The organism is Roseateles saccharophilus (assembly GCF_004342485.1).
GTDB classification, from domain to species: domain Bacteria; phylum Pseudomonadota; class Gammaproteobacteria; order Burkholderiales; family Burkholderiaceae_C; genus Pelomonas; species Pelomonas saccharophila.
The window spans coordinates 1-23,797 of the sequence record NZ_SMBU01000053.1; the positions used below are offsets into that span (position 1 = coordinate 1).

Genomic DNA, 23,797 nt, shown 5'->3' on the forward strand with positions numbered 1-23,797 from the left:
ACCATCCAGACTGTCATCTTCCTGATCGCGGGCAAGCTCGACTTCAGCGCGATCAACCCTCACGCCCGGCAACCCACTTGAAATTCAAGAGAGCCCTTTTTAAGCGCCGCGCCCTAGGACTCCACCAGGCGCTCGACTTCTGCTTCGGGGATGCGCGCCATGCCGTCGGATTCCTTCGCTCTAAAACCCTCCAAGACCCGTTTTGTGTCTTTTTGCGGCACCTTTAATGGGCCTTGTTGCGAACCGTTTTAGGGCCCATGGGGCACCCTATAGGCTGCGTCATCTTTGAGAGCCGTTTGCCCGCCATGCCTGCCGCCGCCAAGTCCACCGCTGCTCTTGCTGCTGCCGCCGGCGCGCCGCCGCCTACCACGCACTTTCCTGCCCGGCTGATCCAGATCCGCCGCCAGGCCTTGATGACCCAGCAGGCGCTGGCCGATGCGGCCGGCGTGCATGTGAACCAGATCAAGCGCTACGAAGCCGGCAACGCACAGCCCACGCTCGAAGCCTTGGTCGGCCTGGCGCGGGCGCTGCATGTGAGCCTGGATCAGCTTGTCTTCGGCGAGACCGAGCGCGGCCCGTCCGACGATCTGCGGTTGCAGTTCGAGGCCGTCAGCCACATGGCCGACGAGGATCGGCGCATCGTCAAGGCACTTCTCGAAGGGATGATCGTGAAGTACCAGACCAAGGAGATGGTCGGCAACCTCAGCAGTTAAGGACGCACGCGATGACCACCGTACAAATCACCTTGCCCGATGAGTTGGCCCAGAAGGCGGCTAGCGCCGGTTTGCTGTCGGCCGACGCGATGGAAGCCATGCTGCGCGAGCAGTTGCGCCGCCGCGCGGGCGATTCGCTGCAAGCCCTGTGGCAACGTCTGCCGGCCGATGAACTCACGCCCGAGATCGAACAGGAGATCGTCGAGGAAGTGCGCCAGGTGCGTGCTCAAGCGCGCCTGCGCGGGGCCAGTTGATGCCGAGCTCCGCCCTGCGGCCACGCCCCCCCGCTGCGGCTCGTGCTCGACACCAATGTCGTGGTGGCGGGCCTGTTGTGGAGTGGGCCGCCCAGGCGCTTGATCGAGCTGGCGATCCACTCTGGCGAGGGTCAGGCGGTGGAGTTTTTTTGCAGCGCGGTGCTGCTCGATGAAATGGCCCACACGCTGGCCTATGCGAAGTTCGCCAACCGCATCGAGGGCTTCGGCACCAGCATTTCGGCGCTCGTTGCGCACTACGCGGCGCTTGTCAATCTGGTGGCACCGGCCAGTGTGCCGCGCGTGGTGGCGGATGACGCTGATGACGATCATGTGATCGCCGCCGCCGTGGCCGCGAGAGCCGAATTGATCGTCACTGGGGACCGCAAGCACCTGCTGCCCATCGGCACGCATCGGGGCATAGCCATCATCGAGGCGGCCGAGGCCTTGCGGCGCATCACCGCCTGAACGCTCGCCGGCCGGCCAAGCCCGCCAACGGCATTTACGCAGCCCCAGCCTTCAGCGGCTGAAGTGGGGTGGCCCATGAACGCGAACAGGGCGTGATGCAGATCAATCGCGTGAAGATCCGATGGCGCGCTTCCCCGAGATCGAGATCGAGGTGGTCGGCATGATCGAGGCCTCAGGGATCGAGCTCAAGAAGGGCGGCAAGGATCTGCTCGGCCACTGTCCCGTCCGCGAGGACGACACGGCCAGCCTGGTGGTCACGTCGGCCAAGAACGTATGCCCCTTCTTCGGCTGTGGCGTTGGCGGTGCCCCAGTCGACTGGGCGATGAGGCACAAAGGCTTGTGCTTCCTCCACGCGGTGGAGCTGCCCAACATTGCCCCCTGCCTAGGCAGCCGGCAGCGACAACGGCGTGGGCAAGCGCACCATCGTGCGCAAGCTGCCGGCGCGGTGACGCTCGATGACCCTGAAAGCCCTTTATGGCACCGCAACTCATGGCGCCCCCTAGCTCCCCGAGCTGCCGCTCCAGATGCAGGACTGGAACAGCAGCGTGCAAGTCAACGACGCACCGATGCCGGCCCTCCAGAATCAGGCCCAGGTGCAGCATGTGCCGGAGCCGGCCTCGCTGGCACTCGCAGGCCTGGGCCTGGTGGCCGCCGCGCTCGCGCGCCGGCGTGGCCGCGGCTGATTCAGCGGATCGGCGCCAGCTCGCGCAGCGCCTTCACGGCGCCACCGCCGATGGCCGCGCCGAAGCGCTTGGCCAGGCGCTCGGCGACGTTGTCGCGCGGCGTGTAGTCGATGACGTCCTCGGCCTTCACCACCTCGCGGGCGACGAAGTCGAGATTGCCGTAGCGGTCCGCCAGGCCGAGCTTGACGGCCTGCTCGCCATTCCAGAACAGGCCCGAGAAGGTCTCAGGCGTTTCCTTCAGCCGCTTGCCGCGGCCCTCGCGCACCACGGCGATGAACTGCTGGTGGATCTGGTCCAGCATGGCCTGGGCGTAGGCGCGCTGCTTGGGCGTCACGGGGCTGAACGGGTCCAGCATGCCCTTGTTCTCGCCGGCCGTGAGCAGGCGCCGCTCGACGCCGACCTTGTCCATCAGCCCGGTGAAGCCGAAGCCGTCCATCAGCACGCCGATGGAGCCGACGACCGAGGCCTTGTCGACGAAGATCTCGTCGGCCGCCGCGGCGATGTAGTAGGCGCCCGAGGCGCACATCTCCTCGACGACGGCATAGACCGGCTTGTTGTACTGCTTCTTCAGCCGCCTGATCTCGTCGTAGACGATGCCGGCCTGCACCGGGCTGCCGCCGGGCGAGTTGATGCGCAGCACGACGGCCTGGGCGGCATCGTCCTTGAAGGCGTCCTTCAGCGCGGCCAGCAGCAGCTCGGCGCTGGCGTCGCTGTCGGCAGCGATCTCGCCACGCACGTCGATCAAGGCCGTGTGCGGCTCGGCGGTCGGCGTCACATGGCGCGTCTGCAGCCACAGGCTGTAGACCAGCAGGGCCGCGAGGCCGAGCCAGAACAGGCGGAACATCGTGCGCCAGCGCCGCTCGGCGCGCCGCTCGCGCAGGAAGTCGCGCGCGAGCTGGGCGAACACCGGCTCGGTCTCGGGCGTGACCACGGGCGGCACGCCGATGGGCTCTTGCATCGGGGGCGGCAGGTCGTCGTTGGGTGTGCTCATATCAATCTTGGAAAGCGGGCTTGGTGTCGCGCGTCGGGTGCCAGTAGACCTCGCCGTCGCGCTCCGTCAGTTCGATGCGGGTCAACCGACCGCGATTGCAGGGCCCCATCACGCACTGGCCGCTCAGCGGGTCGTAGACCGCGCCATGGATGCTGCACATGATGTAGCGCTTGTCGCGGTCCAGGAACTCGCCCTCCTGCCAGTCCATCTCGGTCGGCACATGAGCGCAGCGGTTCAGGTAGGCGACCGCGCGGCCATCGAAGCGCAGCGCGAAGGCCCGCACATGCTCGCGCCACTGGATGACGTCGAAGCTGACGGCGCGGCCGCGCTCCTCGAGCTCGGCGGACGCGCACAGCCGCTGCGGCGGCGCGACGTCGTGCTCAAGCATGCTGGATCAGCCAGTCATGCAGCTCGCGCGTGGAGTGCGCGACGAACAGCGGATTGAACTCTGCGAAGGTCTCGTGGTCGTGCGCGCCGAAGCTGACCGCCACGCAGGGTGCGCCGGCATTGGCCGCCAGTTGCAGGTCGTGCGTCGTGTCGCCCACCATCAGCGTGCGCTCGGGCTCGACGCCGAACTCGCGCATCAGCTCCAGCAGCATCTGCGGATGCGGCTTGGAGCGGGTCTCGTCGGCCGTGCGCGTGGCGTCGAACATCTTCGTCAGCTCGGCATGGGCCAGCACGCGGTCCAGGCCCACCCGGTTCTTGCCGGTGGCCACGGCCAGCCAGTGGTGGCGCTCTTTGAGCGCCTGCAGCATCTCCAGGCTGCCGTCGAACAGCGACACCTCGTGCTCCGAAGCCAGGTAGTGATGCCGGTAGCGCAGGCCCAGTTCCGGGTAGCGCTCGGGTTCGAGGTCGGGCACGGCCTGCTCCAGCGCGTCGCGCAGGCCCAGGCCGATGACGTATTTGGCGCGCTCGAACTCGGGTTCAGGCAGGCCGATGTCGACGGCCGCGCGCTGGATGCAGCGGGCGATCAGCGCGGTGGAGTCGAACAGCGTGCCGTCCCAGTCGAAGGCGATCAGGTCGAAGCGTTGGGGGCGGGAGGTCATTGGGGGGATTGTCGGCGCAAGAGCATTCTCTACCGGCCAGCGGAGCCTCGCGCGGACAGGCCATTGGCGCCATGGCGCTCGTCAAGACGGGCCGCGCCGCCAGGCCGGTCTGACTGGAAATGCACGGGCTCGACCGGCACTCTGCGCCCTTTCAGTTTCCACAGCGTTGGGGATGCCTGTCGCTTCGGCTGCCGCCAAAGTAGGCGGCGCGTCGTTGCAATCGTGAACACGGAGATCACCATGCCATCAGTGGTGTGCACAGGCCATGAATACCTTGGGCGTTCCCAGGAGATCGAGGCCAGGGGGCCATTCAAGTACCGCCTGCTGGCGGAAGGCGACTCATGGATGGACCGGAGCTCCCTGGTCATCCCCTCGTTGCCATGGTTCCTGGCCCAGGAGATGGACAACCGCGGCCTGCCCGTGCTGATCATCAACCTGGCCATTGCGGGCTCCGAGCTCCGGCAGCTCGTCGACATCATGAAGGGCGAGTTTGTCTGGTGGCTCGGGCAGTTCAGGTACGACGCCATCCTCCTGAGTGCCGGCGGCAACGACTTCATCGACGCCGCTCGCGACCCGGATCCGGGCCAGGGCTTGCTGTTGAATATGGCGGGGCAGCCGCTCCCGGCCGACGGCTATGCCTGCGTCAGCCAGGCGGCCAAAGGCATCCTGGAGGACTATCTCAATACGGATTTCAAGCAGCTGGTCGACGCGATACGCGCGGACGCAAACAACCAGAGCACGCCCGTCTTCCTGAACTGCTACGACACCCCGGTCGCCCGCAACGCACCGGCCGGCCCGGGCATCGGCCCTTGGCTGTACAAGGCCTATCAGAAGAACAGCATCGACCCGAGTCTGTGGCCGGCGCTGACACAGGGCCTGTTCCAGGACATCGGTTCGGTCATCCAGGGGTGGACGGGATTCGACGGCGCCTTGCACGCGGTTCCGACCACCGGCGTGCTGGACGCGGCCGATCCGGCCTCCGGGGGCAGCAGCGGGGACTGGGCCAACGAGATCCATCCCAACGCCTCGGGCTGGACCAAGGAAGCCCGCATCTGGGCAGGCACGCTTGTGCAGGTCCTGGGCACGTAGCGGGGCCGGAGTTCAGGCCCGCGAGCCCAGCAGCTCCATGCAGGGCCCGGGCAACGGCGCCTCGCAGGTCACCGTCGCCCCCGTCGCCGGATGCTGGAACTGCAGCCGCCGGGCGTGCAGGAACATCCGGTCGAACTTGGCCGGCCCGCGCGCCAGTTCGCGGTTGCGCTCGAAGTCGCCGTACTTGGGGTCGCCGACGATGGCGTGGCCGGCCTGCTGCAGGTGCACGCGGATCTGGTGGGTACGGCCGGTCTTGATGGTCACGTCCAGCAGGCTGAAGTCCTTCGTCTTCTGCACGACCTTGACCAGGCTGATCGAGCGCTTGGCCTCATCCTCGTCCGGCTTGCCGGGCCTGACCCAGCGCTCGCCGTCGCCGCCGACGAATTTCACCAGCGGCACGTCGATGACCTTGAGCTTCTCGGGCCAGTCGCCCCAGACCAGGGCCGCATAGGTCTTGCCGGTCTCGCGCTCGCGCAGTTGATCCTGCAGATTCGTCAGCGCGCTGCGCTTCTTCGCGATCATCAACAGGCCCGAGGTCTCCTTGTCGAGCCGGTGCACCAGCTCCAGGAACTTGGCCTCGGGCCGGGAACGGCGCAACGCCTCGATGACGCCGTAGCTGACGCCCGAGCCACCATGCACGGCCACGCCAGCCGGCTTGTCGATGACGAGCAGATGTTCGTCCTCGAACACGATGGGGAACTCGCGTGCCGGCGCGGCGGGCGCCTGCGCCCTCTCGGGCAGGCGCACCGGCGGGATGCGCACCTCGTCGCCGATCTCGAGCCGCGTGTCGGCGTGCGCCCGCCCTTTGTTGACGCGGACTTCGCCGGCACGGATGACGCGGTAGACATGCGTCTTGGGCACGCCCTTGAGCTCGCGCAGCAGGAAGTTGTCCAGCCGCTGGCCGGCCGAGCCCTCGTCCACCACGACGCGCCGGACCGCGGGTTTATCCGTACTCACGGCGGTGGTCGACCCCGTGGCAGGGGCCGCTGTGCCTGCCCCTATAATCCTTTTCACCACGTTGCTGCCGTAAGTGTTTGATTTTTTTGATTTTAGCGGCGACAACGGGGCGCCCGGGGGGCTTGTCCCCAGGGGCACAACAGGCGATGCAACGCATCCTGCGGCCGGCAGGCGGTTTCCCCAAGTGAAAGCGCGGTCAGCGGCACGGTGTGGCAGAGCGATGACACACGGAACCCTCCGGCCCCTCTTCAGCCGCCTCGAAGCGCGAAGAGATCCGGATGCCAAACAAGGTTTTCACGGCGCGAGAGCGAGCGGCCTCCACCGCAACAGCTCGCGCCAGCGTCCAGCAGTCCTCCGCGGATGAGCCCTTCCCTCCCCCACCCGATGCGCCCCGTCGCGCGACCCCAGCCAGAAGCTGCGGTGGTCGCCTGGCCCGGCGCGCTCGCGTCGTGCACGCGCGGCTGGGTCGAGGCGGGGCTTCCCCGCGGCATGACGGCCCGGTCGCATGCGCCAACGCCGCTCGGCGTCTGACTCGCGTCAGAAACCCGAGCGGTCCAGGGCACTCCTTCCACGGTTCCATGCTGTCGCTCGTGCGTCTTGAACGCCACCCCCGGGTGGCATGACGTGACGCGTTCCTGCACGGGACGCGAGGAGTGATGACATGAAACGCATGCTGATCAATGCGACGCAGCCGGAAGAGCGGCGCCTCGCAATCGTTGATGGCCAGAAGCTGTTGGACTTCGAGACCGAAATCGAAGGCCGCGAGCAGCGCAAGGGCAATATCTACAAGGCCGTCGTGACGCGGGTCGAGCCTTCGCTCGAAGCCTGCTTCGTCGACTACGGCGAGGACCGCCACGGCTTCCTGCCGTTCAAGGAAATCTCGCGCCAGTTCTTCCGCGAGGGCGTGGACGTCAAGAACGCGACGATCAAGGACGCGATCAAGGAAGGCCAGGAACTGCTGGTCCAGGTCGAGAAGGAAGAGCGCGGCAACAAGGGCGCGGCGCTGACCACCTTCGTGTCGCTGGCCGGCCGCTACCTGGTGCTGATGCCCAACAACCCGCGCGGCGGTGGCGTGAGCCGCCGCATCGAGGGCGAGGACCGCGAGGAGCTGAAGGAAAACCTCGACCAGCTCGAATACCCCAAGGGCATGAGCCTGATCGCCCGCACCGCCGGCATCGGCCGCTCGGCGCCGGAGCTGCAGTGGGACTTGAACTACATGCTCAAGCTCTGGTCTGCGATCGACGACGCGGCCAAGGGTGGCAAGGGCGCCTACCTGATCTACCAGGAAAGCAGCCTGGTGATCCGCGCGATCCGCGACTACTTCACCGCCGACATCGGCGAGATCCTGATCGACACGGACGACCTGTTCGAGCAGGCCCACCAGTTCATGAACCACGTGATGCCCGACCAGGGCCATCGCGTGAAGCGCTACCGCGATGACGCGCCGCTGTTCAGCCGCTTCCAGATCGAGCACCAGATCGAGACGGCCTTCAGCCGCACGGTGAACCTGCCCTCCGGCGGCGCCATCGTCATCGACCACACCGAGGCCCTCGTCTCGGTGGACGTCAACTCGGCCCGCGCCACGCGCGGCGGCGACATCGAGGAAACGGCCACCCGCACCAACCTCGAAGCCGCCGACGAGATCGCCCGCCAGATGCGCCTGCGCGACCTCGGCGGCCTGATCGTCGTCGACTTCATCGACATGGAGGAGAGCAAGAACCGCCGCGACGTCGAACAGCGCCTGCGCGATGCGCTGCGCCAGGACCGTGCCCGCGTGCAGTTCGCCTCCATCAGCAAGTTCGGCCTGCTGGAGATGAGCCGCCAGCGCCTGCGCCCGGCGCTCAGCGAAGGCAACCACATCACCTGCCCGCGCTGCAACGGCACCGGCCACATCCGCGACACCGAAAGCTCGGCGCTGCAGATCCTGCGCATGGTCCAGGAAGAGGCCATGAAGGACAACACCGCCGCCGTGCACGTGCAGGTGCCGGTGGAGGTCACGAGCTTCCTGCTCAACGAGAAGCGCACCGAGATCACCAAGATCGAGCTCAAGCAGCGCGTCACCGTGCTGCTGGTGCCCAACAAGCATCTCGAGACGCCCAACTACAAGCTGGAGCGCCTGCGCCACGACGATCCGCGCCTGGAGAACCTGCAGGCCAGCTACACGATGATCGAGGAGCCGACCGACGAGGTCGGCATCACCCGCCGCGACGCGGGCGACAAGAAGAACAAGCAGGAGCCGGTCATCAAGGGCATCCTGCCCGAGCAGCCCGCGCCCCTGCCCGCCCCCGCGCCGGCACCGGTCGTTGCGCCCGCCCCCGCACCGGTCGTCGCGGCAGCGGCACCGGCACAGTCCGGCAAGGGTGGCTTCTTCAGCCGCCTGTTCAGCTTCTTCGGTGGTGGCGCCGCGCCGGCCCCCGTGCCGGCCGTCGAGGCCCCGGCGCCCGCGCCGGCCGCGACCGACAAGCCCAAGCGCGAAGGCGGCCGTGACGGCCGCCGCGATGGTGGCCGCGATGGCCGCCGTGGCGAGCGTGGCGAGCGTGGCGACCAGAAGGGTGGCCGCGATGGCCGCCGCGATGGCAAGCCGCAGGAAGCGCGTGGCGAGCGCGCCGAGCGTGGTGACCGCAAGCCGCGTGGCGAGTCCGGCGACAAGCCGGAACAGCAGCAGCGCACGGAACGTACCGAACGCGCTGACCGTGGCGAGCGCCAGGAACGCGGCGAGCGGGGTGAGCGTGGTGAGCGCCGCCCGCGTGGCGAGCGCCAGGAGCGCACGCCGGTCGAGGCCGCCCTGCCGCTGGTCGCGCCGCTGACCGAGGAGCAGGCCGCCGTCCATGACGCGCCGCCCGCCTTCGTCGACAGCCAGGCTGATGCCGCGCTGCCGCCCACCGGCGACACGCCGGTCGGCGAGGAGCGCCAGGGCCGTGGCCGCCGCCGCCGCCGTGGTGGCCGTGACCGTGACGACCGCAGCGCAGGTGCCGAGGGCACGGAAGCCGCTGAAGGCGTTGCCGCCGAGGCCCAGGCGGCCGATGCCGCCGCGCCTGCCGAGGTCGCATCCGCAGAAGCCGCCGCCCCCGAGAGCGACGACATCGGCGAAGGCCATGACCGCGAACCGCGCCGCCGCCGCCGCGGTGGCCGTGGCCGCCGTGAAGAGGGTGGTGTCGATGGCCAGGAAGCTGGCACGGATGCCGCCACGCCCGTGGCCGCCGACGGCGCGCCCGTGCAGGGCTCGCTGATCGAGGAGGCGATGAGCCAGGCCGCAGCGCCGGCGCCGGCTGCCGCGGCCCCCGTCGCGGCGCCCGCGCCGATCGTCGAGGCCTTCAAGCTGCCGATGGACGCGCTCAACGCCATCGCCTCGGCCGCCGGTCTGAGCTGGGTCAACTCCGACGCCGACAAGATTGCCGCCGTCCAGGCCGCCATCGCGGCCGAGCCGGCACCGGCACCCCTGGGCCGTGAGCCCGCCGCGGTGGTCGTCATCGACGAAGGCCCGCTGGTGCTCGTGGAAACCCGCAAGGATCTGAGCCAGGTGAAGCTGCCTTTCGAGGCATGATCCCGCACGGCTGACAGCCCCCACCTGAACGCCGCCGGCCACAAGCCGCGCGGCGTTTTTCTTTTCTCTTGAGCTTCACAGAGGCTGACGACGAATGACCACGACCACCGCGAACCCACACGCGACGGCCCCGGCGGCCAAGATGCCGCCGCAGATCCCCTACATCATCGGCAACGAGGGATGCGAGCGCTTCAGCTTCTACGGCATGCGCAACATCCTGACGGTCTTCCTGATGACCAGCCTGCTGCTGGCCGTGCCGGCAGACCTGCGCAAGGCCGAGGCCAAGGAGGTGTTCCACACCTTCGTCATCGGCGTCTACTTCTTCCCGCTGCTGGGCGGCTGGCTGGCCGACCGCTTCTTCGGCAAGTACCCGACCATCCTCTGGTTCAGCCTCATCTACTGCGCCGGCCACGCCTGCCTGGCCCTATTCGAGAACAGCATCCCGGGCTTCTACACGGGCCTGTTCCTGATCTCGCTGGGCTCGGGCGGCATCAAGCCGCTGGTCAGCGCCTTCGTCGGCGACCAGTTCGACAAGGGCAACCGCTCGCTCGCGCAGAAGGTCTATGACGCCTTCTACTGGATCATCAACTTCGGCAGCTTCTTCGCGTCGCTGTTCATGCCCATCCTGCTGAAGGAGTTCGGCGCACGCGTGGCTTTCGGCGTGCCGGGCCTGCTGATGTTCGTGGCGACGGCGATCTTGTGGAGCGGCCGGGCCAAGTATGTGCATGCGCCGGCACGCGGCGCCAACCCGCACAGCTTCCTGAAGGTGGTCTGGACGGCGCTGAAGGCCGGCGGCACGGGCGCCATGGTTGCGGCGCTGGGCGTCATCGGTGCGGGCTACAGCCTGGGCCAGATCGGGGGCCTGGGCCTGGTGCCGGCCGTCTGCCTGGCCCTGGTGCTGGTGATGGGCTTCGGTGGCGCCGGCGCCGCGATGCAACTGGACCGCGCGCGCGGCGCGCATCCCGACGCGGCCGTGGACGGCGCGCGCGCCGTGCTGCGCCTCTTGGTGCTGTTCGCCCTCGTCACGCCGTTCTGGTCGTTGTTCGACCAGAAGGCCTCGACCTGGGTGCTGCAGGCCGACCAGATGAGCAAGCCGGCCTGGTTCCAGTCCTCCATGATGCAGGCGCTGAACCCGGCCCTGGTCATGATCCTGATCCCCTTCAACAACCTCGTGCTCTACCCGATGCTGGGCCGCGTGGGCGTGAAGGTGACGGCGCTGCGCCGCATGGGCTTCGGCATCGCGCTGGCAGGCGTGGCCTGGATCTTCGCCGGCATGCTGCAACTGTGGATCGATGCCGGCGACTCGGTCAGCATCGTCTGGCAGATGCTGCCCTATGTCGCGCTGACGCTGGGCGAGGTGCTGGTCTCGGCCACCGGCCTGGAGTTCGCGTACAGCCAGGCACCGCAGGCCATGAAGGGCACGATCACCAGCTTCTGGAACCTGTCGGTGACCATCGGCAACCTGTGGGTGCTGCTGTCCAACGTCAGCGTGAAGAGCCCCTCGGCGCTGGCGGCCATCCAGTCCAGCGGCTACAGCGAGACGGCCTGCCTGATGTTCTTCTTCGCCGGCTTCGCGCTGGTCGCGGCGGCGTTGTTCGGCCTGGTCGCGCGCCGCTATCCGATGCAGGACCATTACCGCGCCTGAGAAGCTGTTCATGGCCTCGGGTCGTGAATAGCAACCTTCGTTTGGGCCGGATTCGTCAGTAAGCTGCCCCGGCCATGAACGACGCCCGCCCGCCGCGCCCCTACGTCGACCCGACCCAGGTCGACCACGACAAGCCCAGCCCGCCGCCCGCGCAGGCCCCCGCGCCCGCCGCCTGGGAGCAGGCCTCGCACCAGCCGCGCCACGCCGCCGCACGGCCGCGCCCGCGCGTGGTCGTCAAGGAAAGCCGCCGGGGCTATTTCGCCAGCCACTGGCATGGCGAACAGAGCCTGGTGCGCAGCTACTGGGTCAACAACATGCTGCTGGCCACGCCGCTGGCGCTGATGCTGACCGGACTGATGAGCTGGATCAGCGCCAAGGGCGAGTCGCTGCAGATCAGCGCCATCGTGCTGCTGCTGGGCCTGCCGCTGCTGACCTCGCTGGACGTCTGGTGCATCGTCGGCGCCTGGCGCGCCGCGGCCAACTACCTGCGCGAGGGCGGCGCGCGGCTTTGGGGCTGGCTGGCGCGCATCACGCTGGGCCTGGGCGCGCTACAGCTGGCGGTGTCCATCCTGTTCGGCTTCCTGCCCAGCCTGGGCGAGTACTGGCAGATGGCACGTGGCATCGACCCCATCGGCCAGGCCACGCTCAGCCTCTCCGCCGATGGCCACAGCCTGAGGCTGGACGGCACCATCGGCATGGGCGATGCCGAGCGCCTGGCCACGCTGCTGAAGACCGAGGCGGCCCGCGAGCTGCGCCGCGTGGAGCTGACCTCGCCCGGCGGGCGCGTGCACGAGGCCGAGAAGATGGCCACCGCGCTGAAGCAGCACGGCTATGCCAGCCGCGCCGTGGGCACCTGCGCCAGCGCCTGCACGCTGGTCTTCCTGGCCGGCAACCCGCGCCAGCTGACGCCGGGCGCCCAGCTGGGCTTTCACCGCGCGTCGACCGGCACCTACAACCCGGTCTTCGAGGAGCTGGCCAACCAGCAGCTCGCCGCCACCTACCGCGACCTGGGCCTGCCGCAGACCATGATCGACAAGACGCTGCGCACGCCCTCGCGCAGCATCTGGTTCGCGCCACGCGAGGACCTGCTGGCGCACTCGCTGATCATGCCGCTGCCGCAGACGCTGGCCATCGCGCTGCCGGCCGCCGGCCACGCCAGCCTCGCCGACTTCGACGATGCGCTGCGCATCCACCCCGTCTGGGGCGCGCTGGAACAGCGCAACGGCGGCACCGTCGTCGCGGTGGCGAAGCGCATGTTCGATGCCCAGGCCGCCGGCGCCACGGACGAGGACGTGCAAGCCGCGGCCTGGTCGCCCCTGGCGACGCAGATGCCCGCGCTGATCGCCGACAGCGATGCACCGACGCGCCGTCGCTATGTGCAGCTCGTCGCCGACCAGCTCAAGGCGCTGCGCACGCCGCCCAAGCCCGGGGTGCGCCCGGCCTGCCGCGACCTGCTCGAAGGCCGCCTCACGGCCCGCCTGCAGCTGCCGCTGCCCCTGCAGATCCGCGAGAGCCAATGGCTGCTGGAGGCAGCCAGCGCCGCACCGCCGCGCTGGCTGCCCAAGCCGGCCAGCGCCATCGAGATCGAGGTGCTGGACCGCTCGGTCGGCGCGGCCGCGATGGGTATGCTGTCGCGCGTCTGGGCCGATGCGCCCGACGCCGCACCCGCCCCCGGGGCTGGCTGCGAGCCGGTGATCGCGACGCTGGACCGCCTGCCCACCCTGCCGCCGGCCCGCCGCGAGCTGGTCGAGCGGCTGCTGTTCCAGGCACGCTGAGCTGCAGATTCACGGCAGCGGGTGCCGACTCCGACGGTCAGGTCCCCTGCCCGGCGCGGGCACTACGACTCCGTCGCACGCGTGCACGTCATCTCCGAGCAGGCGAGTTCAAAGGCCCCGGCTGCGGCCTACCGGGCGGTCGACGATGAAGCGAGGGACGCAGGCGCATCCATTTGCCCGGGCCTCGAGCGCATGGGCTGGCAGTGGCGCCTCACCTCGCCAGTGAACGTAACGTGAAATGCTGACGCCAAGCGGTCGCGCGCGGCAATTACAGTAAATCCGGTGAAACTGCTTGGCTCCGTTCTTGGCGTTCAGGCCACGCGCCGACCCTTTGTCCGCGGCTCTCGCCTGCGGCATCCGTCGGCGCGGGAGTTCGCCAGTGGCGTAGAAGTGACCGGTTTTGTGGGCACTCTGCCGGGAGAGTTCCAGCGATCGTTCGCGCAGGACGGGCCACCCGCACCCAGACGCTCGCCAGTCGGTTGCCGATCGCGTCGTTGGAAGGCGGCACGCCGATGAGCGAGAGTTCGCTACGCCTGTTCCGCCTGGTGCAAAACCAGGTACACGTGGGCAAGCCTTTGCCCTTCGGTGTGCGCGACGAGAACGGCAAGTTGCTGCTGGCGCGCGGCCACGTCGTCTCCGACGATGACCAGCTCGCCGCGCTGATCGAACGCGGCGCCTACGTCGACCTCGAGGAACTGCGCCAACTGAAGAATGCGACGCCGCCCGAGAAGGTGGCCACTCGCAAGCTGACCCTGTTCGACGCTTGGGAGCAGATCATCTGGCGGCTCGATCGCCTGCTGCGCAGCCCCACCGAGTCGGCCTTCTCCGAGCGCTCCGACGAACTCGCTCGGGCCTGCGTGGCACTCGTACGGCGCGATCCGGACATCGGCATTTACCTGGCGCGCCGGCAGGATGCCAGGCGCCTCTCGCTGTACGGGCTCACACATGCCCTGCACACCGCACTGACCTGTCAGCTGATGGCGCAGCGCATGAGCTGGGACGAGGCCAAGTTGTTGACGCTGGTCAAGGCGGCGCTGACGATGAACATGACCATCTTCGAACTGCAGGGCCAGCTCGCCGTGCAGGGCAGGAGACCCGACGACGTCCAGCAGGCGCGCCTGCGGGCGCACCCGCAGGCCGCGCATGATGCGCTGGTGGCCGCTGGCGTGACCGACCCAGCCTGGCTCGAGGCGGTGCTGCAGCACCACGAGCGCGTAGGCGGCAGTGGCTATCCCCTCGGCGCGGAACCGGGCGAACTCGGCTGCGCGCTACGTTGCGCCGATGTGTTCATGGCCAAGATCAGTCCGCGTACCGACCGCCCGCCGATCCCGATCCAGGAGGCCGAACGCCAGTTGTTCGCCGACACGGGCGCCAGCGCGATGGCCGCAGCCCTTATCAAGGAGTTCGGCATCTACCCGCCGGGCGACTTCGTGCAGCTGAAATCGGGCGAGCTTGCGATGGTCGTGCGTCGAGGCGCGACGGTCAACACACCGATGGTCGCCGCCATCACCGACCGCAAGGGCATGCCGATCGTCGGCACCAATATTCGCGATACCGCGAAGCCAGAGTTCGCCGTGGCAGGGCCGTCGCCCGACCAGAAGCTGGTGCTGCGGGTGCCGCCCGAGCGGCTGTTCGGGCTGCCGGAGTGATCAGACCGCTGGTGCAGGAGCCGCTCCTCTGGCAGCACCCCATTTCTGCCGCAGCTTGGCGGAGCACCGTATCGCGATGCAGTGCCTCAGTGGCGGTCAGTTCCCTTCTTTGCGCTTGAGCGCCAGGGCGCCGCGCACCTGATTGCCCAGTTCCCGGGCGAGTTGCATTGCCACCCTCGTCATCACGTCGGCTCGTCCCCCAGCCAATTCGCGAAATGCAGTGCAGAGCGTGGCATGCAGGTCGATCGCCGCCTGCTCGATCTCCTGGGGCTCGCGACTCAGCGCCATCGTCATGCGCAGCACCTGGACTTCACGGTCGGCCTGCTCCAGACGCATCAGCAACTGACGCTGCCAGGGACGCATCGGCCGGAGGCCTCGCATCAGCGTACCCAACAGTTTGTCGAGTTCGCCGATGGACTTGACGATCTTCACCAATTCGAGTGCTTCCGCATCGGCTCGCTCGTTCATGGATCGCTTGTCCGTCTCGCACAGGGCACGCAGCACGATGGCCGCCCGGCATCGTAGCTCTGTCCCCTGGGTTGCCAACCTGCCCGACCGCACGAAGTGAACCCGTGACCGTGGAACACGGCGTCGACGGCGCACGCCGGGGCTGGTGGCGTTCGAAGTGGAAATTACCCGAGCGGCCTGATGCTGCCCATTGCCGCCCGCCGCCTACGATGCCATCCGGCTGCCGGCCCGGCAGCATTTTTTCGGAGTTGCCCCGTGACAGTTTCCCCGCTACGCCTGAGCCTGACGAGCGCCCTGCTCGGCCTGGCCCTGGGTGCCCAGGCCGCCCCTGCCGCGCCCGCCGCCGTCACCTTCGACACCACGCCGCGCGCCGGCCAGCACCAGCGCCAGCACATCGACATGCAGGCCACGATCAAGATGCGTGCCGAGGCCGGCCCCGACGCCACCGACGAGCAGCGCGCCAAGATCGCCCAGGGCGCCGAGCGGCTGGCCCAGATGGGGCCGATGCAGATGTCCATGCAGATGCAGCAGACGCTCCAGGTCGGCCAGCCCGACGCCGACGGCTGGCTGCCGCTGACGGTGGGTGTCGGCATGAGGACAGGCCAGATGAAGGTGGGCGGCAAGCTCGTGCCGCTGCCGCAGCAGCAGAACCGCGAGCTGGGCTTCGTCGCACGCTTCAACCCCAGGGACTTCAATTTCGAGATGCAGAAGGTCGAAGGCGCACCCGAGCTGACCGAGCTGCTGCGCGCCCAGGGCAACACGATGGTGAACGAGGCCCTGCAGCTCTCCAAGGCGCTGAGCCAACGGCCGCTGAAGGTGGGCGACAGCGTCGACGTGCCGCTGACCCTGACCCTGCCCGTGCCCTTGCCCGGCGGCGCCGGCTCGATGGGCGGCCAGGTGCACTACACGCTGACCCGGCTGGAACGCGGCGTGGCCTATTTCGACCTGGCCATGGACCTGAAGGCGGACATCAGCGCCCCCGTGCCGACGCCGGTGGCTCCCGCCGCGGCCGCATCGGCCGCGTCCGGGCCCGAGGCGGCCTCGTCAGCGCCCGCAACCGCGGACGCGCCCAAGACCATGCATGTCGTCGTCAGCGGCAGCGGCAAGGGCCACAGCTCGCTGCGCCTGGCCGACCGCCTGCCGCTGAGCAACCAGCTCGCGATGGACATGCAGATGACGATGAACATACCCGACAACGGCCTGATGCACATGGACATGGCCATGGTCATGAGCGCCAAGGGCGAGTCGCTGGCCCGGCCGGCAGCCGCCGCCAAGCCGGCCGCTGCGAAGAAAAAGTCCTAACCGGCCTTCTCGACGACGACGAAGGAGACCGCGTAGTCGCTTTCGTCGCTCAGCGTCACCAGGGCGCTCAAGGCCCGCTCGGCGAACCAGTCCGCCAGCGGGCCGCTCAGTTTCAGCACCGGCTTGCCGCTGGCCTGGTTCAGGATCTGGCAGTCGGGCATGCGCATCGGCAGGTGCAGGCCCAGACCGATGGCCTTGCTGAAGGCCTCCTTGGCCGAGAAGCGCGTGGCCAGGTAGCGCAGGCCGCGCGTCTCGGAGCGAGCGCGGCGGGCGCGGAAGACCTGCAGTTCGTCCGGCCCCAGCACCTTCTCGGCGAAGCGCTCACCGCGGCGGGCCAGCGTGGCCTCGATGCGGCGGATGTCGCAGATGTCGGTGCCGATGCCGTGGATCATCGCGCGGGCCAGCCGAAGACCAGGTTGGGGTGGGCCTGCCCGTCGAGCACGAAGGTCGTCTCGCCAATGACCTCGCCACCCTCGCGCCGGTAGAAGCGCTGCGCGCCCTCGTTGCCCGCCCAGACGCTCAACCACAGGGCCTCCGCCGGCCAGGTCGAGCGCGCGGCGGCCATCAGCGCCACGCCCAGGCCGCGCCCGGTCAGGCGGGGCGCCACATAAAGGCGCTCGAGCTCGACGCGCGGCGCCGCACCACCGGGAACCGGCGCGGCAGCGCCACGACGCAACTGGGCAAAGCCCTGCAGCACGGCGCCCTCCTCCAACACCCACATCACCCGCTCCGGGTCCACGATCAGTCGCTCGAAGGCGCCCATCCTGAAGGACTCGGCCAGATAGGGCAGGAAGCGCGCCTCGATGCCCTGCGTCGCATAGCTGTCCAGCCAGACCCACTGGGCCAGCGCGGCCAGGCAGGCAGCGTCCGCAGGGCGGGCCCTGCGCGGCATCATGCGTCGGCCGCGGCGATGGCGCGCAGATAGGCCTTCACCGTCTCGGCGTAGCCCAGCTCCAGCGCATCGGCGATCAGCGCATGGCCGATGGACACCTCCTGCACGCCGGGCACATGGCGCAGGAACAGGCCGAGGTTGTCGCGGTTCAGGTCGTGGCCGGCGTTGATACCCAGGCCCAGGGCCAGCGCCGCCGTCGCGGTGGCCGTGAAGCCGGCCAGCACGGCGTCCTGGCGCTCGGTACCGAAGGCGCTCGCGAAGCTCTCGGTGTAGAGCTCGATGCGGTCGGCGCCCAGCTCGGCCACCGCAGCCATCGCGGCAGGGACGGGGTCCATGAAGAGGCTGACGCGCACGCCCAGGTCCTGGGCCTCGCGGATCAGCGGTTTCAGGCGTTCGGCGTCCTGCGGCAGCGTCCAGCCGTGGTCGGAGGTGAACTGGTCTTCCGCATCCGGCACGAAGGTGACCTGGTGCGGGCGGTGCCGGCGCACGAAGTCCATCAGGTTCTGCGTCGGGTTGCCCTCGATGTTGAACTCAGCCTGGGGCCAGCCCTTCAGCAGGCCGGCGAGCTCGTCGACGTCGCTCGCGCGGATGTGGCGCGCATCGGGCCGCGGGTGCACGGTGATGCCCTGGGCGCCAGCCAGCAGACAGGCCTCGGCGGCGCGCAGCACGCTGGGGATGCCGAGGTGGCGGGTGTTGCGCAGCAGCGCGACCTTGTTGACGTTGACCGACAGGGCGCAGCGGGCGCCGGCGTGAGCGAAGGGATTCATGTGTCGAGCAGGTTCTGGACGTCGACCATCAGCGCGCGGGTGCGCAGCGGCTGGTGGCCCAGATGGTAGTGGAGCAGGCCGCGCAACGTCGTCTTCAGGGCCAGCGGCGCGCTGGTGCAGGCCTGGCGCAGCGCCGCGGGGTTGCCGTGCAGCAGCGCGGCCTGCAGCTGGATCAGCAGGGCGCCGGGCAGGCCGGTATCGCCCGCGGGCGGGATCAGGCCCGACTCGGGCGACAGCTGGTAGCGCCGCTCGGGATCGATGGGGGCCTGGGTGTGCGTGACGACGCTCAGGTCGGGCAGCAGGCCCAGCTCGGCCAGCAGCTTGACCTCGAAGGCGCGCAGCGCGACGTCGCCGTCGGCCAGGTGGGCCAGCGTGTCGGCGTAGGCGTCGAAGAGCCGGGGATGCGGGTCGTGGCGGGCCAGCAGCTTCAGCAGCAGCTCGTTCAGGTAGTAGCCGGAAAACAGCGCCGCGCCCGAGGGCAGCGTCGCGCCGCCGCCCCATTCGGCGCCGCGCAGCGTCTGCACCTCGCCGCCGTCGGCCGAGGCTGATTTCCCGGGCTTGCTCAGGCTGACGTTGATGCGCTGCAGCGGCAGCAGCACGGCGCGCAGCTGCGAATAGGGTCGCTTGGCGCCCTTGGCCGCGACGGCCAGGCGGCCGGACTCGCGCGTGAACAGGTCGAGGATGAGGCTGGACTCGCTCCAGTCGTGCTGGTGCAGCACATAGGCGGGCTGCACCGAAGGGGTTCGCGTCGAACTCATTTAGTTGGGGGCCGGTAAGGCTGCGCAGGGCGACAACGAGTGCGCCAGATTGAACCAGCCCCGGCTTCGGCGATGCTATTTGCGGTGTTGCCCAGCAGGTATTGATGAGCGCTGGACCGACAGTATGGTCCGTCGTTCTGCTGGCGCACGCGAGCGGCAACGATGGCGCCGACTTGGCGCCGAAGTCTTGCGCACCGTCGGCGTCCATCGTCAACCGTTCCACCTGACAGCAAGGCATGACCTCGATGCCCTCGAGCAGCAGCTTCAGTCCCGTGCAGTCCATCTCGCGGTGCACCAGACCGTTCCAGCTGCCGATGAATCGGCCAGCCTCCAGCCGCTTGGCCCACACGCACCAACCGCTGCGGTCGAAGTACAACACCTTGATCTGCGTGCCTCGCCGATTGACGAAGGCGAACAGCGCACCGTGCAGCGGGTCCTGCTTCAGCCCGTGGCGCGCCAGCGCGCACAGGCCGTCGTAGGACTTCCTCATGTCCACCGGCTCGCCATACAGCCAGACGCGGACGTGTCCGTCGGGGAAGAACATCAGCCACGCGCCACGCGCAGCGTCACGCCGCCGCCCAGATCCAGCGTGATCTCCAGCCGCTGCGCGCTTGGTGCCACAGGCAGACTCAGCGCCCCCAGCTCGACAAAGCTCGCTCGCAAATGCTGGGGTACTTGCTGGCCCGCAGTGCTCGCCGAGCGCAGTGCAGCGCCACCCTCCAACCGCGATCTCCAGCGCTGGAAACTACTCTTGGCTACGCCCTCGCGCTGGCAAAACGCTTCGACCATCTCGCCGCCTGCGCGGAATTGCCCCAGCAACTCTCGCCACCTCGCCTCTCCCAGATGCCGCCGTCCTTGTCGTTGCTCCACCTCGTCCGCCTTGCCGTCGTTGTCGATGCAGGCATTCTGGGAAGCAGCGGCGCGCGAGGAAAGAACGCTGCCGGCTTATCGCTACCGATGTACGACGTCCATGATTGCTCCCTCATGGCCTTACTTGATTGGTAAGTTGCCTCAGCAAGCTCACACCATGAGCCACCCGGCCCGTAGCCTGAGCGGTGAACCGACCTGGAGGTCCACCGATGAGCTTCAATCCGATCCAGTTCCAGCCCGGGCTGTCGCTGCCTGAATTCATGGCCTGCTTTGGCTCCGAGGAACAGTGCGCGATGGCGCTGAAGGCGGCTCGCTGGCCCGCCGGGTTTCGTTGCCCGCGCTGTGATCGAGCAGAGCACTACATCGTCGGCCACGGCGCACGTCGACTCTTCCAGTGCCAGGGCTGTCGCCATCAGACTTCGCTGACCGCGGGCAGCCTGATGGAGCACACCAAGCTGCCGCTGCGCATCTGGTTCCTGGCGATCTACCTCATCAGCCAGGCCAAGACCGGGCTGTCGTCGCTGGCCCTCAAGCGCCAACTCGGCGTGAGCTACCCCACCGCCTGGGCGCTGCACCACAAGATCAATCACGCGATGGCCGCCCGCGAGGACTGCCATCGGCTCGGCGGTCAGGTGCAACTTGATGACGCCTATCTCGGTGGCGAGCTCCCTGGTGGCAAGGCCGGACGCGGCTCCGAGAACAAGACGCCGTTCGTGGCCGCGGTGTCGCTGGACGCCAAGGGCCGCCCGGCCTTCGTGAAACTGCATCGCCTGCTCGGATTCACGTCGCAGTCGGTTAGCGACTGGGCCAAGGCCAATCTCGTGCCGGGCACCCACGTCACCAGCGATGGCCTCGCCTGTTTCGCCGCCGTGGCCAACGCCGGCTGCCTGCATTCGCCCGTCGTCGTCGGTCAGCGCAAGCCTCGCGAGTTGCCGCAGTTCACCTGGGTGAACACCATCCTGGGCAATCTCAAGACCAGTCTGCATGGGGCCTATCACTCGCTGGGCTGGGCCAAACATGCCGACACCTACCTGGCCGCCTTCGCCTACCGCTTCAACCGCCGCTTCGATCTGCGTGGACTGGTCGCCCGCCTCATCGTGGATGTGGCCCGTTGCGACAGGCACCCCATCAAGGAGATTCGGGGCGGGGCTGAGGCACGTTACTAATCAAGTGGCCTTATGGCCCAGCTTGTTCACTCGAATGATAGGTTTCATCGCGCGTTGAACGCTGATTTTCAGTGAAAATCCAATTTAATTTCACTGAATATGGCATGTTCAACATATGTTGTCGGCCCTGCAAAACGCCTGGAACCCGCATGAACACTGGTGATGCGGGTTCCAAGCGTTTTGCAGGGGCGACTACTTCGCCCCGCCGAACCGCGGCGCAGGACCAATCCGCCAAAGGCGAGCAACCAGCGAACGCTACAGGACGCCGGTTCGCAGCTGCATGCGCACCTGCGACAGCCAGTTTTCCATGAAATGACCCTGGAGCTTGTCCAGCTGGTTTCGACCGACATGGGCCTGCTTCGCAAGCTCCTCGAGTGAGGTCACTCGGTCCATGAGGTTCATGACGTGAGTTCCCCGAATCGCTGCGCGGTCAGCTGTGGACAGCACGGTCATAACTGCCTGTCCCGGATTTGCATGGAGCCAGGCCAGCAGATGAAACTCGCCAGGATCCATCGCGGGCAGATCGTGGAAGTCGATCCCCACCGCGGCGAGCATGTCGTCATCTACCGGGTGGACCATGGCCAGCTCGGCTCGCAACGTCGCCGAATTCAACGGAACGCGACCGGGAACGAAAATGTCACCCGTGCAGCACTCGACAACGCAGCATTCGACCGTCTCTACGTCGAAGTGGTTCGTCAGCGCTTTCCAGACTTTCGTTCGGCAAGCTTCGATGATGACGCACGAATCGACCAGCACCCGCGGCTTTGGCATTCAGCGTCCTAGATGACAAAAGGCGCGGACTTCCCGTACTTACTCATCAGTCCGGAGAGTTGTTCCAACGTCATTGCGAGGGCCGAGGCGCCCTTTCGCGCCGACACATGCCCGCGCAATATCCCCTCGTGCAACAAGTTGACGAACGATTCGCTGTATAGCTCCGGTGCAGGCGACTGCTCCTTTGCGACCTGTAGTTTCCTGACAGCTTCACACGTACCCGGACCGATCAATTTCAGGTTGAGCAGCCGGAAGGCCAATGCTCCCGTGGAGACGTGCAGCTCTCGAGCTACGTCCACGAGATATTCAGCGTCGCCAAGCTTTTCCTCAGGGATGAGCTTGTCCAAGCTGGCACGCGGCATCAGAAGCGCCGCAGCGAAGTTGTCCGCCAAATGCTCAATCCGCTTTATCAGAGTGCCTTTGGCGACATTGTCCGGATCCTCCCGATGCTGGGGAGGGAGTGCATCCCAGGTGAGCGCATGGAACAGCTCATGGGCAACGTCGAAATTCCGACGCGCGGGAGACTCGTGCCGATTGATCACGATGACTTGGAGGTCCGGCAGACGGCACATAGCACCGGAGATACCGCGAGCTTCACTTTCGACGTGCGCATCCACGTAGAGGACTGGGATGTCCAGCCGGGTCTCGATGGCTTCGACCAGCTTGACTGCAGGCACGATCCCAAGATCCAGATGCTGTGCCACCAGTTCCCCCCAGACCCAAGCTTCCTCAAAGGTGGATTGCCTTGAGACGCGCAGGACCGGTGAGAACACGGAGGAGTTCCCCTGCAAGGCCATCTTGAGATGCCGCAGAAGGCCCACCAAGCGCCCAATTCGGGATTCGAAGTCGGTCAGCGCTTCATCCGGCAGCGACTTCGCCACCCGCCATGAAAATCGAGCGTCTCCCTCGACCACAAAAGGATCGATGAACCATTCGATGGGACGGTTGACCGCCTGGCTGATCCGCACCAACTCCGCGGCCTGAATGCGGCGTTCCCCGTTCTCAATGGCCGAGAGGGTCTGCCGATCAGCAAACCCCACCGCTTCACATAAATCCGCCTGTGTGATCTTTGCGCTCTCCCGAGCCACACGTACACGGCCGCCCATCGCACTCATGTGGCGAGCGGCTTCCGGGCGGGCGGCATCGGCCGTCCGATCGAACATAGTCATCCCTGTACTTTAATCTTGCAAATCAACAAAAGCAAGATCGCCTTGCGAATCAACAATATCCGGCACGCGCAGGCACAACCCGGCCCTCACTGAATCCCCCCGCGTCCTTCATCAGCTGCGCCGTCATCTCGTTGACGATCTGCAGCATGGCCGGCCTGTCCTTCGAAGTGACGAGGCAGGTCTGCAACGCGACGAACGCCGGCCATCACGTTGGCACGCCGCCGGTCCGCTGACTACCGCATCACAAAAAAGAAACCCCAGCACGCAGCCGGGGCGGAACGACCTCCGCTGTCATCGCGGAGGCGCCTGCTCAGGGAGGGAGAAGCAGGGGACCGAAGCCCACACCTACTTTACGCGGTCGAGCATTTCGACGCGCTGAACTCCGCAACGGTGTCCTCCCAGCGCATCGGCCGAGTTCAGATAAGCACTAACTTCGGAATTTGGAGACTATCCAGCCGACTATGGCCAAGCCGATCAGCACAGTGAACCACGTCGGGGGGTCGCTTTCACGGCTACCTTCGCCGCCACTGCCGCCGAAGCTATTTTCAACTTTCACGCCGTTGGCTTCTGCCGTCACCTCGGTTCCACCTAACTTGCCGGCGGTGTTTTCGATCTTCAGGCCTGTCACCGCGGCCCCCCCGGCGCCGGCACCTTCTACGGCTTTCCCGGCATTCGCTGCCTGCGCAGCTTCCTCCGCGGCTTTTGCGGCCTTGGCGGCGGCAGCAGCTCCCCGGCGGCCACCCAAAGTGCCCCACTTATGGCCACTCAAACTGCTCCACCTGGCCGGGGTGAATTGACCCGTTGAACACGGTCGGTCAGGCGC

Annotated in this window: 24 protein-coding genes and 2 pseudogenes; 12 read left to right on the top strand and 14 right to left on the bottom strand. The window is 67.6% G+C overall.

Translation table 11 applies throughout. The annotated features are described in order from the left end of the window. Nucleotides 1-305 precede the first annotated feature (305 nt). The 5 genes and pseudogenes from EV671_RS24470 (at nt 306) to EV671_RS24490 (ending at nt 2,115) form a co-directional block, all read left to right on the top strand. Nucleotides 306-713 (top strand): helix-turn-helix domain-containing protein, encoded by a 408-nt coding sequence (locus EV671_RS24470; RefSeq protein WP_132576535.1) that lies wholly within the window; start codon nt 306-308, stop codon nt 711-713. A gap of 11 nt (nt 714-724) precedes the next feature. Next, nucleotides 725-967, top strand: coding sequence for a hypothetical protein (locus tag EV671_RS24475; RefSeq protein WP_132576536.1), 243 nt, complete (start codon nt 725-727; stop codon nt 965-967). A 42-nt stretch (nt 968-1,009) separates the two neighbouring features. Further along, complete coding sequence (locus EV671_RS24480) at nt 1,010-1,432, top strand: putative toxin-antitoxin system toxin component, PIN family (protein ID WP_165917709.1); 423 nt, start codon at nt 1,010-1,012, stop codon at nt 1,430-1,432. A gap of 121 nt (nt 1,433-1,553) precedes the next feature. After that, a pseudogene (locus tag EV671_RS28055) lies at nt 1,554-1,781 on the top strand (CHC2 zinc finger domain-containing protein); the annotation flags it as partial. 196 nt (nt 1,782-1,977) lie between these two features. After that, entirely contained in the window at nt 1,978-2,115 is a 138-nt protein-coding gene (locus EV671_RS24490) for a PEP-CTERM sorting domain-containing protein (RefSeq protein WP_207911243.1), read from the top strand. 1 nt (nt 2,116) lies between these two features. Here EV671_RS24490 and EV671_RS24495 read toward each other — a convergent pair whose 3' ends face one another. The 3 genes from EV671_RS24495 to EV671_RS24505 are packed head-to-tail and all read right to left on the bottom strand — an operon-like array spanning nt 2,117 to nt 4,152. Then, nucleotides 2,117-3,106, bottom strand: coding sequence for a S49 family peptidase (locus EV671_RS24495; RefSeq protein ID WP_132576539.1), 990 nt, complete (start codon nt 3,104-3,106; stop codon nt 2,117-2,119). A 1-nt stretch (nt 3,107) separates the two neighbouring features. After that, nucleotides 3,108-3,494, bottom strand: coding sequence for a Rieske (2Fe-2S) protein (locus EV671_RS24500; RefSeq protein ID WP_132576540.1), 387 nt, complete (start codon nt 3,492-3,494; stop codon nt 3,108-3,110). Then, the gene (locus EV671_RS24505) at nt 3,487-4,152 is read right to left on the bottom strand and encodes an HAD family hydrolase (protein WP_132576541.1); all 666 of its coding nucleotides are present in this window, start codon (nt 4,150-4,152) and stop codon (nt 3,487-3,489) included. Before EV671_RS24505 ends, EV671_RS24500 begins: the two co-directional genes overlap by 8 nt. Before the next feature lie 240 nt (nt 4,153-4,392). On the opposite strand from EV671_RS24505, the gene EV671_RS24510 reads away from it, so the two are divergent. Beyond that, nucleotides 4,393-5,241, top strand: a complete 849-nt coding sequence (locus EV671_RS24510) for an SGNH/GDSL hydrolase family protein (RefSeq protein WP_165917710.1) — start codon at nt 4,393-4,395, stop codon at nt 5,239-5,241. A 12-nt stretch (nt 5,242-5,253) separates the two neighbouring features. Here EV671_RS24510 and EV671_RS24515 read toward each other — a convergent pair whose 3' ends face one another. After that, the gene (locus EV671_RS24515) at nt 5,254-6,198 is read right to left on the bottom strand and encodes an RluA family pseudouridine synthase (RefSeq protein WP_132576543.1); all 945 of its coding nucleotides are present in this window, start codon (nt 6,196-6,198) and stop codon (nt 5,254-5,256) included. Between the two features lie 661 nt (nt 6,199-6,859). Between EV671_RS24515 and EV671_RS24520 the strand changes: the two genes are divergently transcribed. The 4 genes from EV671_RS24520 to EV671_RS24535 all read left to right on the top strand — a co-directional run bounded on the left by EV671_RS24520 (nt 6,860) and on the right by EV671_RS24535 (nt 14,811). Further along, nucleotides 6,860-9,742 carry an Rne/Rng family ribonuclease gene (locus tag EV671_RS24520; protein WP_132576544.1) on the top strand — a complete coding sequence of 961 codons (2,883 nt, stop codon included), beginning with the start codon at nt 6,860-6,862 and terminating at the stop codon, nt 9,740-9,742. 94 nt (nt 9,743-9,836) lie between these two features. After that, nucleotides 9,837-11,387 (top strand): POT-type proton-dependent oligopeptide transporter, encoded by a 1,551-nt coding sequence (locus tag EV671_RS24525; RefSeq protein WP_132576545.1) that lies wholly within the window; start codon nt 9,837-9,839, stop codon nt 11,385-11,387. Between the two features lie 74 nt (nt 11,388-11,461). Beyond that, nucleotides 11,462-13,162 (top strand): COG3904 family protein, encoded by a 1,701-nt coding sequence (locus EV671_RS24530; protein WP_132576546.1) that lies wholly within the window; start codon nt 11,462-11,464, stop codon nt 13,160-13,162. Nucleotides 13,163-13,674: 512 nt separating this feature from the next. Beyond that, on the top strand, nt 13,675-14,811 hold the full coding sequence (locus EV671_RS24535) for an HD-GYP domain-containing protein (protein WP_132576547.1): 1,137 nt from the start codon (nt 13,675-13,677) through the stop codon (nt 14,809-14,811). A gap of 96 nt (nt 14,812-14,907) precedes the next feature. Here EV671_RS24535 and EV671_RS24540 read toward each other — a convergent pair whose 3' ends face one another. Then, nucleotides 14,908-15,279 (bottom strand): hypothetical protein, encoded by a 372-nt coding sequence (locus tag EV671_RS24540; RefSeq protein WP_132576548.1) that lies wholly within the window; start codon nt 15,277-15,279, stop codon nt 14,908-14,910. Between the two features lie 255 nt (nt 15,280-15,534). On the opposite strand from EV671_RS24540, the gene EV671_RS24545 reads away from it, so the two are divergent. Then, nucleotides 15,535-16,581, top strand: a complete 1,047-nt coding sequence (locus EV671_RS24545; RefSeq protein ID WP_132576549.1) for a hypothetical protein — start codon at nt 15,535-15,537, stop codon at nt 16,579-16,581. Here EV671_RS24545 and acpS read toward each other — a convergent pair. From acpS to tnpA, 6 genes and pseudogenes are all read right to left on the bottom strand, one after another. After that, a complete protein-coding gene (acpS, locus tag EV671_RS24550; protein ID WP_132576550.1) occupies nt 16,578-16,973 on the bottom strand; it encodes a holo-ACP synthase in 396 nt (131 codons plus the stop codon). The genes EV671_RS24545 and acpS overlap by 4 nt on opposite strands. Further along, entirely contained in the window at nt 16,970-17,476 is a 507-nt protein-coding gene (locus EV671_RS24555; RefSeq protein ID WP_132576551.1) for a GNAT family N-acetyltransferase, read from the bottom strand. The genes acpS and EV671_RS24555 overlap by 4 nt, the downstream gene beginning before the upstream one ends. Then, nucleotides 17,473-18,240, bottom strand: coding sequence for a pyridoxine 5'-phosphate synthase (locus EV671_RS24560; RefSeq protein ID WP_132576557.1), 768 nt, complete (start codon nt 18,238-18,240; stop codon nt 17,473-17,475). Before EV671_RS24560 ends, EV671_RS24555 begins: the two co-directional genes overlap by 4 nt. Further along, complete coding sequence (gene recO, locus EV671_RS24565; protein WP_132576552.1) at nt 18,237-18,998, bottom strand: DNA repair protein RecO; 762 nt, start codon at nt 18,996-18,998, stop codon at nt 18,237-18,239. The genes EV671_RS24560 and recO overlap by 4 nt, the downstream gene beginning before the upstream one ends. A 250-nt stretch (nt 18,999-19,248) precedes the next feature. Continuing rightward, nucleotides 19,249-19,542, bottom strand: a pseudogene (gene tnpB, locus EV671_RS28060) (IS66 family insertion sequence element accessory protein TnpB); the annotation flags it as partial. Then, a complete protein-coding gene (gene tnpA, locus EV671_RS28065; RefSeq protein ID WP_415840559.1) occupies nt 19,542-19,868 on the bottom strand; it encodes an IS66 family insertion sequence element accessory protein TnpA in 327 nt (108 codons plus the stop codon). The gene tnpA and the pseudogene tnpB, both read right to left, overlap by 1 nt. A gap of 209 nt (nt 19,869-20,077) precedes the next feature. Here tnpA and EV671_RS24575 point away from each other — a divergent pair, with 209 nt between their 5' ends. Beyond that, nucleotides 20,078-21,034, top strand: a complete 957-nt coding sequence (locus tag EV671_RS24575) for an IS1595 family transposase (protein WP_132576553.1) — start codon at nt 20,078-20,080, stop codon at nt 21,032-21,034. A gap of 255 nt (nt 21,035-21,289) precedes the next feature. Here EV671_RS24575 and EV671_RS24580 read toward each other — a convergent pair whose 3' ends face one another. The 3 genes from EV671_RS24580 to EV671_RS24590 form a co-directional block, all read right to left on the bottom strand. Then, nucleotides 21,290-21,805, bottom strand: a complete 516-nt coding sequence (locus EV671_RS24580) for a hypothetical protein (RefSeq protein ID WP_132576554.1) — start codon at nt 21,803-21,805, stop codon at nt 21,290-21,292. 8 nt (nt 21,806-21,813) lie between these two features. Further along, a complete protein-coding gene (locus EV671_RS24585) occupies nt 21,814-22,968 on the bottom strand; it encodes an ImmA/IrrE family metallo-endopeptidase (protein ID WP_207911244.1) in 1,155 nt (384 codons plus the stop codon). Between the two features lie 433 nt (nt 22,969-23,401). Then, nucleotides 23,402-23,797 (bottom strand): hypothetical protein (locus EV671_RS24590; protein WP_207911245.1); only part of this gene is annotated, 396 nt, incomplete at its 5' end.